Genomic DNA, 12,089 nt, shown 5'->3' with positions numbered 1-12,089 from the left:
TTTGAATTGACTGTGCTGAATCCGAAGATTCAATGGTCACTTCGTTTCATTGAAACCTAATTTGATACCGAAGTATCTAATTGGATTATCATCAACGAGTGCCCACACAGATTGATAGGTTCTTATTTTTAAAGAGCTTTTCTAACATTTTCAGCAACTTAGCTGCTCGTCGTTAGGGGTGCGTATCTTACTTCACACCGTGAGAGAGTCAAGCATTTTTTTCAAATTCTTTTTTCTCTCTTCTCGACTCGCTGTGTGACTTTCGTCTCACTCCGTGTCGGTGGATGCGCAGTATAGGGGGTTGAGAAATTAGTACAAGCGTTTTTTGCAAATAAAAAACCAACCGGTCACAAATTATCCAAAAGTGCGATATTTGCATATTTCTTCGTCACATTTGAGACATATCACAGCAATTGGTTGGAAAAACACCAACCATATACGTAAGATTCATGTGTCTATTCTGTTAATGGACAATCGATCTCTTTATCACTATGTGTAGTAATTAAAATGACGTCTAAAAAAAATCTGATTTTATGTGTTGGGCTGGCCATCGTTGGGGGAATCATCTTCTCTCAATTCATCATCCCACCAGCCTTGAGCTTCCTCATTGGTGTTATCGCTACTGCTTTTCTTTTTTCATTTTCTAGCAAAACACCTGTTCTTCAATCTTCGGATCCTGATCCTTCAACTAAAACGCTGTATGTCGGCAACCTTCCTTATAAGGCCAATGAGAGTCATGTTCGCGATTTGTTTGCTGAATATGGACAGGTCTATGCGGTACGCTTAATGAAAGATAAGCGTACAGGAAAAAGAAGAGGGTTTGGTTTTGTAGTGATGGCTGCGGCAGATGCCAAGCCAGCTATCGCTAAACTTAATGAAAAGGAATATATGGAGAGAACGCTAAAAGTGAGAATTGCGAACGATCCTAAACATCCGGATGGTGGTAAACCTGAACAGGATTAAAACCTAGCTTCTTTAAACAAATGTTCAGTGCATCTTCCTGCCAAGGAGTTGCACTGGCATAAATCGACTTACTTCCCTCTTCTGTATCCTCAATTTCATCACTTAATAGCAATGCTTTTACTCGACGTGCAATCGCTGCGCCTGAATCAATTAAAGTAACGTCCCCACCCAAAGCTTGATGAATTTCCTCTTTGATTAAAGGGAAGTGAGTACAACCGAGCACCGCAACATCGACTTTATCGCGAAGGGGAAGCAGGATATTTGTCAGTTCGTCGAGAGAAACGCTGTTGCCCCGCAACTTCTCTTCGGCCATATCTACCAAGCGAGTTGATCCCACCAGCTCAACTGGTTTGCCTTGCGCAAAGTCCCGTATTAACTCGTGAGTATATTGGCGTGTTACTGTCGCCGGAGTGGCGATCAGCCCTACCCCTTTTGATGCTAAAAGCGATGCGGGTTTAATCGCAGGGACAACACCAACAACGGGAATCGATAAATTTTCGCGTAAGGAAGGAAGCACTATGGTGCTCGCCGTGTTGCAAGCAATGACGACAATGTCGACTTGGTGTTCTTCGACTAAAGAAGAGACCAGTTGGTTAACTCGTGAAACGAGTACAGCCTGATCGAGTTCACCATAAGGGTAAGCCTGATTATCGAATAAGTATAAGTAGTCTAGCTGGGGCAATAGGCGATGTATCTCTTGGAATACAGAAAGACCACCAACACCAGAGTCAAAAACTAGGACTTTTTTCTTACTTGCTACTCGCACGAGTCTTACCTAAAGAACAGAAACGTTGCGATCATACTGCGTAGATTTGTTTTGGCAATGCTTTAGCATGGTATCTTTGATGGCTGAATCTATCTCCAGATTCTACATCTCGCTTCGTCAACTCGATATGTCCTTGAAAAGATGGCGAAGACGTGACCAATGTGTGAAATTCACCATTTTCCCCACAGGGATCAATTTGACTTGGTAATGACTCTATTAGGGCTTTGTCATACCAGCGACCACACCATTCTGGAGGGAGAACTCTTCCGTCGATGGTGATTAACATAGTTTGAATACCACGCTCTATGATTTCCATCGCTAGTTTTTCGCTGCTCTCCCCTAATAGAGGAAAGACGCATTCCCAGCCAACAGGTTCAATATAGCTGCGTCGGTAATCGGCAATGCCATTACAAAACATATCACCAAATGCGACAGCTTCTATGTTCAGACCACTACTTTGTAATGCATTAACGATGGTCGATTGATAAATGTCGTTACTTGGAAAGATTTCAGGTAGCTCGATAGTAATGAGCGGAAGCGCAAGTAAGTCTGCTTGCATTTGAACGACTTCAAGCGGAGTTGCTTGGAAAGGGACTTCTTTCCCTACGTAAGTCGTGTACAAACCGACAACTTGATAATTTGGATTCTCGTTAAGGCGCTCAAGCGTTAATGTCGAATCTTTACCACTGGACCAACTGATCACCACTCGCTTGGGTTTCTTCATTCGATTTTCCACCACAAAATATTAAAAACCGCCCGAAGGCGGTTTGTGCTCATTCACGATTAGAATTCGTAGCCAACGTTGATATAGTACGCTCGCTCTGCAGCGGGGTAACCTTTTGCCATCTCATACTCTTCATCAAGTAGATTATCGATACGAGCGCTAATAGAGGTCGACTCATTCGGATAGTAAGTCACTGCCGTATCAACCAACGAGTAAGAAGAAAGCGTGATATCTTGTGAAGGCCAAGTGCTGTAATCCACATCTGGACGCTTACCGACGTACTGATAGCTAACCGACCAGTCCACTTTATCGAAGCTCACTAAAGCATTCCACTTATACATTTCTTTAGCGCGACGCTGCAACTGATGCCCTTTATCGTCTTCAGCATCTTTGTAATCTGCACTCAACTGGTGCTGCACAATCCCTGTATCAAACTCAGCAACAAGCTCCACACCTTGGATATGTGTTTCACCATCGACATTCAAATATTTGTACGTGGTTGGATGGTAATCGATAAGATTCGTGATTTTATAGTCATAACCCGTGACGGACCAAAAAACGCCTTGGACATCACCGCTGAATGCTAGCTCCCAAGCATCTGACTCTTCCGGCTTCAGATCTTTCTCACCGTATGTCGGGTCATACTGCTGATATAGGTTTGGAGCCTTAAACGCAGTACCAAAAGAGGCTTTAACCCCAAACTCTGGTACAAACTGGTAACCAGCCGCTAAACTGTAAGTGAACTCACTACCGTATTCTTCATTATCATCAAGGCGAGCACTGCCCTCGAGCATTGCTTTATCAATACTAGTGGTTGCCATACCAAACAGAGCGCCATTGGTACGATCAAACGTTTTATTCGCACTCTTGTCTTTATAAGACTCGTTGCGCCAATCAATACCACCAGCCAACGTCGTATTGTTGTTTAGCAAGTAACTGTTGGTCCACTGGACATTTTGCTGCTCAAGTTCATCTTCAGTACCTGAGTGTTTGCCTTTTGCTTGCTCATAGTTCCAAGACTTCTGTTTCTGTGCTGTTACTTGTAGTTCTGACATCACATTATCAGACTGATACTTACCGCCCAGAGTGACAGAAAGATCGTCTTTTTCTGCTTCGTAGTAACCGCGACTACCGTAGCTGCTGTCATATTGATAAACATTTTCGTAAGCACGTAGGTTACCAAATGCAGACCACTGGTCATTGAAGTTATGCACGTAACCTAGCAGACCATTCTTTGTATCAAAGCCATGGCGATCACCGTCATTAACTCCCGGTACAGGACGAACGTTATAACCATCATCACTTTCACTACCAAGCGCGATATTTAGCTGGCCGCTCTCTGTGACTTTAATACCAGATGCCACACTCAATTCTTGATAATCTAAACTACCTAAACCCGCACTTAACTTCGTTCCTTCTTCGTCAGCACGCGCAATGGTGATGATATTGATCACGCCACCAATCGCTTCTGAGCCGTAAAGTGACGCACGCGCACCACGCACGTACTCAATACGTTGAACGTAAGTAAGTGGGATTTGGTTAAAGTCCACAGCGCCCTTCGCTGCTCGTGCAAAACGTACGCCATCAACCAGTACTAAAACTTGGTCGGAACTGGTTCCACGAACAAATAAAGACGCTAACTGACCACGACCACCATTTTGTGAAACTTGAATTCCGGTAAGGCGACGCAATACATCTGGTAGGGTTTTCGCTTGAATGCGATCGATGTCTTGTCGAGTAACTACTTCGACATCTGCCAACGTACGGCTTTCGGCTTGCTCAAAACGGTTTGCCGTAACAACGATGGTTTCGTCAGTGGAGGTTTCCTGGGCCTGTAGATAAGAGACAGGTGAAAGCAGCGATGCCAAAGTGATCGCCAGTGCGGATTTTCTCATTGTATTGTCCTAAATCGCGTAATTCCTTCCGAGCCCTGTCATCATGACAGTCCAGTGCTGTGGCTCAGTTGTTGGCAGGTATTCGGACTCAAGAGCACGGGTTTACCGCCTACTTGCTCGACTTCCCACATAAACTAATGCAGTGTCTGATGAGCGTTCGTTCTCTTTTACCGCTGCGCGTCAGTTCTGGATTCACACCAGATTCCCATTTCAGCCATCTAGATTGCTAGATAGCACCAACTTGAGGCAAATATTATTCAGCTATTGATTATTTGTCCAGCCAATATTGCCCTTAGAAGTTGTAACGTCTTGATTGATTTTGCTTTCTACTCTGCCTGTACGCACTATCTTTAAATCAATTCCAGTACAAAACTGGACATCCTATTGAGATTGAATAAAATCTGCGCTCTTAAATTGAATGCACCATAAAAGGTAAGATCATGGCTACTCTTGATGTAAACCCACAACGCTACCAAGAACAACTGGCTGAAAAAGTCGAACGTCTCACTGATATGTTCGCGCCATACAACGTGCCAGAACTGGAAGTGTTTGAATCACCAGAGCAGCACTACCGTATGCGTGCTGAGTTCCGTGTTTGGCATGAAGGCGAAGATCTTTACTACATCATGTTCAACCAAGAAACTCGTGAGAAATACCGTGTTGACCAATTCCCTGCAGCAAGCCGTCTGATCAACGACCTGATGCCGCTATTGGTTGAAGCGATGAAAGACAACGACTCACTACGTCGTAAACTGTTCCAGGTGGATTTCCTGTCGACGCTAAGCGGTGAGATTCTGGTTTCACTCCTTTACCATCGCCAACTTGATGAAGAGTGGATTGAAAACGCGAAAGCCCTTAAACAGCGTTTAAATGATGAAGGCTTCAATCTAAACATCATTGGTCGTGCTCGTAAGATGAAGATTGTCCTAGACCGCGACTACGTGATCGAGAAGCTCGATGTAAATGGTCAAAGCTACATCTACCAACAAGTAGAGAACAGCTTCACTCAGCCGAACGGCAAAGTCGCAGAGAAGATGCTGGAATGGGCTGTCGACTGTACCCAAGAAAGCACTGGTGACCTACTAGAACTTTACTGTGGTAACGGTAACTTCTCGCTGGCGTTGGCACAGAATTTCGACCGCGTTCTTGCAACTGAGCTAGCGAAGCCATCGGTTGTATCTGCACAGTACAACATCGCCGCCAATAAGATTGATAACGTACAAATCTTACGTCTATCAGCCGAGGAATTTACTCAAGCGATCGAAGGTAAGCGTGAATTCCGTCGTCTACAAGATGCAGGTGTAGATCTGAAGAGCTACAACTGCAATACGATTTTTGTCGACCCACCACGTGCTGGGATGGATGTCGATACTTGTAAGATGGTGCAAGGTTACGAGCGCATCATGTACATCTCTTGTAACCCTGAGACTCTAAAAGAGAACTTGGACATTCTATGCGAAACACACAACGTGACGCGTTTTGCTCTGTTTGACCAATTCCCTTATACCCACCACATGGAAGCGGGTGTGCTTTTGGAACGCAAAGTGTAACCCACGGCGTCAAATACAAAAAAAGCGAGCTCAATGGCTCGCTTTTTAATTTGATTCGTTTTGCTTATTCCGCAGAAGTCTTCTTGCTGACAAAACCTAACTTCTTACCAATCCATGCGAGTAAAATCATTGAAACCATGATCGCAAAGAAGTTTGAGCCTGCTTCTGGGTATTGCGCTTTAATAAACGCAGAGTGACCAAACGCACCTACGAAGAAACACGCCAAGCCAACTAATGGGATATCTTCTGATACCGGATTATTTAGGTACTCTTGGTAAAGAGCTTGTACAGCCAGTACGAGTGCAATCAATGGGAAGATTGAAAAAGACACTTCACTCATGGTCAACCATGACAACAAAGCATCACCACACATACCTGCAACCAGTGCCAAAATCAGCGTTTTCTTTTCAGATTTATTTCCATTCGACATTATTCTATCCCGCCTTTTAATCGGTTACGTTCACGTTCTTTGCGATACCAATAGGCCCCTTTGGCTATCATTCGCAATTGCATGATCAATCGCTCGGCGAGTTCATCGCGCTCACGTCGATCTAAATCTAAAGCTTCAGCCCCCGAACTGAAAACCAAAGTCACAGACGCTTCTGCTTGAGTATACGCCTCTTCTCTGGTCACGCCGGTGCTCATTAAATACTCGGTTAATTCTGCCGCAAAATGCTGGATTTCTCGAGCAACAGCGGTACGAAATTCAGCAGAAGTGCCGGAGCGCTCACGCAACAACAAACGAAAAACGTTCGGACTACTTTCAATGAATTCCATAAAGGTTTCGACCGAGGTACGAATTACGCTACCTTCTTTCACAATACGTTGACGCGCCTGACGCATCAGTTGACGTAGTAGCAAACCGCCTTCATCGACCATGGTTAAGCCTAGCTCATCCATATCTTTGAAGTGACGGTAAAAAGAAGTCGGTGCAATCCCTGCCTCTCGGGCGACTTCTCGCAAGCTAAGGCTGGAAAAGCTGCGATCCGCACTTAACTGACTAAATGCCGCATCGATCAATGATCGACGTGTCTTCTCTTTTTGCTGTGCGCGGATTCCCATCGATTTCATTCTTAACTTGCTCTTTTTCTGTAGGGTACAAGAGCCTCAATATAACGCAATTTGCTCCTACGGAGAAAGATATGTTGCTTCGCTCGCTCTGAGCGCCGAGAACGTTACTATTGGCATGCATCTAATTGCAATGTTCTCGATGCAATTTATAGACATACAACATACCAAATCACCCTTTTGGTCGATTCTGCGTGATCACTTCCACTCTCTAACAGGCATTACGTGTACCAATAGAGTAAATGAGTTAAAATCGCGCTAAAGCAATGTTAAGCAAATATAACAAGGAAGGCATCATGGCGCATGTTAATCACTATGACGTGATCGTAATCGGTAGTGGCCCTGGCGGAGAAGGGGCTGCAATGGGATTAACCAAAGCGGGACTGAATGTTGCCATTGTCGAGAAAGAAAGCAGTGTCGGCGGCGGTTGTACTCACTGGGGTACCATTCCATCAAAAGCACTGCGTCATGCCGTTAGCCGCATCATCGAATTTAATAGCAACCCGCTATTTTGTCGAAACAACACCAGCGTTCATGCAACATTTTCTGACATTTTAGGTCATGCTAAATCGGTCATTGATAAGCAAACTCGACTTCGTCAGGGCTTTTATGACCGTAACTCATGCACACTTTTGTTCGGAACCGCGCGATTTATCGATAACTACTCAATTGCAGTGATGCAAAGCGACGGTACAGAAGAAATCTATTCTGCGGATAAGTTTGTCATCGCGACGGGTTCTCGCCCGTATCAGCCTAACGACGTAGATTTCTTGCATGAGCGCATCTACGACAGTGATTCCATTTTGAGCCTGAAACACGACCCTCGCCATATCATCATTTACGGTGCGGGCGTTATCGGTTGTGAATACGCTTCTATCTTCCGCGGCCTTGGAGTGAAAACCGACCTTATCAATACCCGCGACCGCTTGTTGGAGTTTTTGGATAACGAAGTGTCAGATGCGCTGTCTTACCACTTCTGGAACAGCGGTGTGGTAATTCGTAATGATGAGACCTATGAAAAAATCGAAGGCACAGAAGATGGCGTGATTATTCACCTACAATCTGGCAAGAAGATGAAGGCGGACTGCTTGTTGTATGCGAATGGTCGAACAGGTAACACCGATAAGTTGAATTTGGGTGCTGTGGGTCTGGAAGCGGACTCTCGCGGACAACTAAAAGTAAACCGTAACTACCAAACCGATATTGAGCACATTTACGCTGTAGGCGATGTCATCGGTTACCCTAGCCTTGCAAGCGCCGCTTACGACCAAGGGCGATTTGTCGCACAAGCCATTACGAAAGGTCAGGCAGAAAACTATCTGATTGATGATATTCCAACGGGTATCTACACCATCCCAGAGATTAGCTCTGTGGGTAAAACCGAGCAAGAGCTAACAGCTGCGAAAGTACCGTATGAAGTAGGACGCTCTTCGTTCAAGCATCTAGCTCGTGCACAGATCGCAGGGAAAGACATCGGTAGCTTGAAGATATTGTTCCATCGTGAAACCAAAGAAATTTTAGGGATTCACTGTTTTGGCGAACGTGCCGCGGAAATTATCCACATCGGTCAAGCCATTATGGAGCAAAAAGGCTCAGCGAATACCATCGAGTATTTCGTCAATACCACCTTCAACTATCCAACAATGGCCGAAGCGTATCGTGTCGCTGCGTTGAATGGTTTGAACCGCTTGTTCTAATCTATGCTTCTTGATAGCAGACAGAAAAACAGCAGGCTTGGACCTGCTGTTTTTATATCAACATTGTGCTAGGAAGGTATCCTTGTGCCATTGGTAGAGAAAGATAACCCCTAAACCAATACCCCGCATCAACATAAAGCTCGTCATTGCAAACCACAGCGCGTGATTTTCCCACTCGGCGAATAAGTAAAAGACAACGAAGAAGCTGCTGGTCGCGACAAACATACTATTGCGCATGTCTTTGCCTTTGGTTGCACCGACAAAAATGCCATCCAATAGAAAGCACCACATCGACGCAAGTGGCATCACCACCAGCCAAGGTAGATACACCGCTGCTTGCTTTTGTACCGCCTCAATTGAAGTGATCATGGCGATCAACTGCGATCCCGCCAAACCAAAGAGCGCGGTCAGTCCTAAGCAAATAACCAAACTCCAAAAGAAAGTGCCGACAAGCGATGCACTCAATTGTTGCCTATCTTTGGCACCAATCGCCTTCCCGACCATGGCCTCCATTGCGTAAGCAAAGCCATCCATGCCATACGAGATAATCATCAGGAAGCTCATCAGAACCGCATTTGCAGCGACAACCTCATCACCAAAGCTCGCGCCTTGGAACGTCATAAAGCTAAAAGCCGCTTGCAGACACAAAGAGCGTAAGAAAATATCACGATTCAATTTCACGAAGCGCCCTAAACCGTGTTGAGTGCTGGTTAGCAACTTTTGAGGTGATGGTAATTGCCTCTCTCGCCAGGTTTTCCAAACACACATGAGACCAAAACCCATGCCTGAGTAGTCAGCAATCACCGATGCCAGCGCAGCGCCTTCTACTTTCCACCCCAAACCAATCACAAACAACAAATCGAGGGCGATATTAGTCACGTTGGTGATGATCACCATCCACATTGGTGCTTTGGAATTTTGCGTCCCGAGCAGCCACCCCAACAACACAAAGTTCATTAGCGCAGCGGGGGCACTCCACACACGGATAGAGAAATATTGCATGCCGTAGTGTTTTACCTCTGCGCTGGCGTCACTCCAGCCAAAGATCAAATCAGCAATCGGGTTATGGGCAATAAGGAAGACTAACGCAAACAGCAGCGCCATAAGTGAGCCTTGCATAAACACCAAGGCAAGTTGCTTTCGGTCTTCACCGCCATAGGACTGCGCCGCCAACCCAGTAGTCGACATACGCAAAAAACCAAGCAGCCAAAACGTCACGCTGATCATGGTGCTGCCCAACGCAACACCACCCAAATACCAAGCGTGGTCTAGATGACCAATCACCGCAGCATCGACCAAACCGAGCAATGGGACAGTAATATTCGACAGCACCATAGGTATCGCTAAAGCTAAGACTTGGCGATGAACTTTTGGGTTAGATAAAGGAGAGAAGATTGAATTTGTCACAGGCACCTCATCAGTAAGATCGACGAGTGTACCTGAGCGCTTAACGACTAGCCAATTACCACTTGATGTGAACGAGGACTGGCGTGAGGCGATGCTTCAACATTGGAATCTTATTAAGCCAACGCTGCCAAGCTTTCCAACGAGAACAGAATCTATCGAATGGCGAGAAAGCTTTCGCCCATTGTGCCCATGGTAACCATTGCAATATCTGTGCTGCAGGCGCTTCAAAGCCATGAGCATAACGATCAGATCCAAGCTTTTTCCCCCACTTGGTTTCCGTTAAATCTCCTGCCAGCACCATACACAGTTCAGCAGAAACAAAATGTCGACCTAAGGTTTGAATAAATTTCGCGACTTGACGCTCTGTGCAATCGAGCAGTGCCATTTCACATAAAATGAGTACCGGTGCTTGCTCTGGAATGGCTAACGTCTCTAGCCACGACATTTCATCCACACTGCCACAGCGATGTTCATAGCGTTCATTTTTGTGGAACAAGCGCTGACGCCATACCAAATTTTCCGTCACATCCAGCTCTATCCAATGGCAGCGTCCATTATCCAAACGATAAAAGCGGGTATCCAGCCCCGCTCCGACATTGATTATCCAGGCATCGGGATACTGCTGTAAGAAGTGGCTAACCTGCTGGTCACAAAGCTGAGTCAGCGTCACGTGCAGCAATTGCTTCTGCGCAATATCACCACTCAAACAATCCGGCGCCATCTTACAGCTCAAACACGCTTTAGCAGCTATCGGATCGTACACCAAGCCATTGTCGACCATGCTTTCACGGCTACGCAATAACAGTGGCTTCAATAGATGGTTAGGAACTTGATGTTTAGACTGAGACATGGGCATTTCCTGCGCCAGAGAGAAAACATAGACATTAATAAAGATGATAATGAATATCAATTACACTATCAAGCTTATAAATTGGTCAAAACAAACAAGGTCAAGATGATGAGCAAGCTTTTGGAGGAAGTAGAAAAAGAGAAAAGAAGAGAAAAGACAAAACAGCCCAGGTCAACTGGGCTGCTTAAATACACTTACATCCAATCGGTATTACGAATAATACCAACGGCTAAGCCTTCAATCGTAAGGTGCTGAGACGTTAAGTCCACTTGGATTGGGGCAAACTCTTCATTCTCAGCATGCAGTAATATGGTTGAGCCTTTGCGCTCCAAACGCTTCACAGTCACATCATCATCAACACGCGCAACGACAACTTGACCGTCTCTCACGTCTTGGGTTTTATGCACCGCGAGCAAATCGCCATCCATAATCCCGATGTCTTTCATACTCTCGCCATTTACACGAAGTAAGAAATCCGCTTGCGGTTTGAACATCGCAGGATCGACTTGGTAGTGCGCCTCTACGTGCTCTTGAGCCAGAATTGGCTCACCCGCTGCAACTTGACCAATCAATGGCAAACCCTGCTCATCATTGGCTGCGTCTTCAAGCAGGATACGAATCCCACGAGAAGCGCCTGGAATAATTTCAATTGCTTGCTTACGAGCAAGCGCTTTTAGGTGTTCCTCTGCGGCATTCGCAGAGCGGAAGCCAAGCTCACGCGCAATCTCTGCACGAGTTGGTGGCATTCCGGTGTCATCGATTTTACTTTTAATCAAATCGAAGACTTGTTGTTGGCGTGGCGTTAACGGCTTCATGTCTCACCTGTCTTTTTATACAGTTAACTGTGAGTATATCCAGTAAATGCTCAAATGAAAACCCAATTGGTTGTTTTTTAATTTATTTGTGGAGAGCTTTCAGCTTACCGATTAAGTTCATTCTTTATTCGTTTAAAACACCGACTTTTCAGTTAATCAAGTCAAAGCAATAACTTAGGGGTTCGACTAATTTACAGCCAATAAAATTAAAAGGTTTGACCAGTTTCTGGTATCCTTGCAGCGCTTAAATTTTATCGCCTAGGCTTATTTCTATTGCCGTACTCATCTCTTTTTATAGAGAAGACATGCAAAGCGGAAACTGAAATAAGGTTAGGCCTGTTTGAATACCTATTG

General features: G+C 45.3%; 11 protein-coding genes and 1 riboswitch. Of the genes, 3 read left to right on the top strand and 8 right to left on the bottom strand.

Going from position 1 to position 12,089, the window contains the following annotated elements; translation table 11 throughout:
* Positions 1 to 507 precede the first annotated feature (507 nt).
* Positions 508 to 963: an RNA-binding protein gene (locus R7Q39_RS26370; protein ID WP_017636066.1), complete on the top strand. Its 456-nt coding sequence runs from the start codon at positions 508 to 510 to the stop codon at positions 961 to 963.
* On the opposite strand, the gene murI is transcribed toward R7Q39_RS26370, so the two are convergent.
* The 3 genes from murI to btuB are packed head-to-tail and all read right to left on the bottom strand — an operon-like array spanning position 926 to position 4,348.
* The gene (gene murI / locus R7Q39_RS26365; protein ID WP_047104461.1) at positions 926 to 1,729 is read right to left on the bottom strand and encodes a glutamate racemase; all 804 of its coding nucleotides are present in this window, start codon (positions 1,727 to 1,729) and stop codon (positions 926 to 928) included. The two genes, R7Q39_RS26370 and murI, sit on opposite strands and share 38 nt — an antisense overlap.
* A gap of 31 nt (positions 1,730 to 1,760) precedes the next feature.
* Positions 1,761 to 2,453 (bottom strand): ATPase, encoded by a 693-nt coding sequence (locus R7Q39_RS26360; protein ID WP_005378675.1) that lies wholly within the window; start codon positions 2,451 to 2,453, stop codon positions 1,761 to 1,763.
* Between the two features lie 59 nt (positions 2,454 to 2,512).
* Positions 2,513 to 4,348 carry a TonB-dependent vitamin B12 receptor gene (gene btuB, locus R7Q39_RS26355; protein ID WP_005378674.1) on the bottom strand — a complete coding sequence of 612 codons (1,836 nt, stop codon included), beginning with the start codon at positions 4,346 to 4,348 and terminating at the stop codon, positions 2,513 to 2,515.
* Between the two features lie 55 nt (positions 4,349 to 4,403).
* A riboswitch (cobalamin riboswitch) is annotated at positions 4,404 to 4,604 on the bottom strand.
* 184 nt (positions 4,605 to 4,788) lie between these two features.
* Between btuB and trmA the strand changes: the two genes are divergently transcribed.
* Positions 4,789 to 5,898, top strand: a complete 1,110-nt coding sequence (gene trmA, locus R7Q39_RS26350) for a tRNA (uridine(54)-C5)-methyltransferase TrmA (protein WP_005389691.1) — start codon at positions 4,789 to 4,791, stop codon at positions 5,896 to 5,898.
* Between the two features lie 64 nt (positions 5,899 to 5,962).
* Here trmA and R7Q39_RS26345 read toward each other — a convergent pair whose 3' ends face one another.
* Together R7Q39_RS26345 and fabR are read right to left on the bottom strand one after the other, a co-directional pair.
* Positions 5,963 to 6,328, bottom strand: coding sequence for a YijD family membrane protein (locus tag R7Q39_RS26345; RefSeq protein ID WP_005378634.1), 366 nt, complete (start codon positions 6,326 to 6,328; stop codon positions 5,963 to 5,965).
* Entirely contained in the window at positions 6,328 to 6,969 is a 642-nt protein-coding gene (gene fabR / locus R7Q39_RS26340) for an HTH-type transcriptional repressor FabR (protein WP_005378632.1), read from the bottom strand. The genes R7Q39_RS26345 and fabR overlap by 1 nt, the downstream gene beginning before the upstream one ends.
* A 263-nt stretch (positions 6,970 to 7,232) precedes the next feature.
* Between fabR and sthA the strand changes: the two genes are divergently transcribed.
* Positions 7,233 to 8,663: a Si-specific NAD(P)(+) transhydrogenase gene (gene sthA / locus R7Q39_RS26335; protein WP_005389689.1), complete on the top strand. Its 1,431-nt coding sequence runs from the start codon at positions 7,233 to 7,235 to the stop codon at positions 8,661 to 8,663.
* Positions 8,664 to 8,720: 57 nt separating this feature from the next.
* On the opposite strand, the gene dinF is transcribed toward sthA, so the two are convergent.
* The 3 genes from dinF to lexA form a co-directional block, all read right to left on the bottom strand.
* On the bottom strand, positions 8,721 to 10,070 hold the full coding sequence (dinF, locus tag R7Q39_RS26330; protein ID WP_031781357.1) for an MATE family efflux transporter DinF: 1,350 nt from the start codon (positions 10,068 to 10,070) through the stop codon (positions 8,721 to 8,723).
* A 55-nt stretch (positions 10,071 to 10,125) separates the two neighbouring features.
* Complete coding sequence (locus tag R7Q39_RS26325; protein ID WP_025768172.1) at positions 10,126 to 10,920, bottom strand: class I SAM-dependent methyltransferase; 795 nt, start codon at positions 10,918 to 10,920, stop codon at positions 10,126 to 10,128.
* A 194-nt stretch (positions 10,921 to 11,114) separates the two neighbouring features.
* Positions 11,115 to 11,735, bottom strand: coding sequence for a transcriptional repressor LexA (gene lexA, locus R7Q39_RS26320; RefSeq protein WP_005378682.1), 621 nt, complete (start codon positions 11,733 to 11,735; stop codon positions 11,115 to 11,117).
* Positions 11,736 to 12,089 lie beyond the last annotated feature (354 nt).

Origin of the sequence: Vibrio sp. 947 (assembly GCF_033339115.1) — a bacterium.
Lineage (GTDB): Bacteria > Pseudomonadota > Gammaproteobacteria > Enterobacterales > Vibrionaceae > Vibrio > Vibrio alginolyticus.
This window is presented reverse-complemented; position numbering and strand designations above follow the sequence as displayed.

Bases quoted from the DNA above. Each gene is read 5' to 3' on its own strand.
- R7Q39_RS26370 (WP_017636066.1), top strand. From the start codon at position 508: ATGACGTCTAAAAAAAATCTGATTTTATGTGTTGGGCTGGCCATCGTT.
- R7Q39_RS26360 (WP_005378675.1), bottom strand. From the start codon at position 2,453: ATGAAGAAACCCAAGCGAGTGGTGATCAGTTGGTCCAGTGGTAAAGAT.
- btuB (WP_005378674.1), bottom strand. From the start codon at position 4,348: ATGAGAAAATCCGCACTGGCGATCACTTTGGCATCGCTGCTTTCACCT.
- trmA (WP_005389691.1), top strand. From the start codon at position 4,789: ATGGCTACTCTTGATGTAAACCCACAACGCTACCAAGAACAACTGGCT.
- R7Q39_RS26345 (WP_005378634.1), bottom strand. From the start codon at position 6,328: ATGTCGAATGGAAATAAATCTGAAAAGAAAACGCTGATTTTGGCACTG.
- fabR (WP_005378632.1), bottom strand. From the start codon at position 6,969: ATGAAATCGATGGGAATCCGCGCACAGCAAAAAGAGAAGACACGTCGA.
- sthA (WP_005389689.1), top strand. From the start codon at position 7,233: ATGTTAAGCAAATATAACAAGGAAGGCATCATGGCGCATGTTAATCAC.
- R7Q39_RS26325 (WP_025768172.1), bottom strand. From the start codon at position 10,920: ATGTCTCAGTCTAAACATCAAGTTCCTAACCATCTATTGAAGCCACTG.
- lexA (WP_005378682.1), bottom strand. From the start codon at position 11,735: ATGAAGCCGTTAACGCCACGCCAACAACAAGTCTTCGATTTGATTAAA.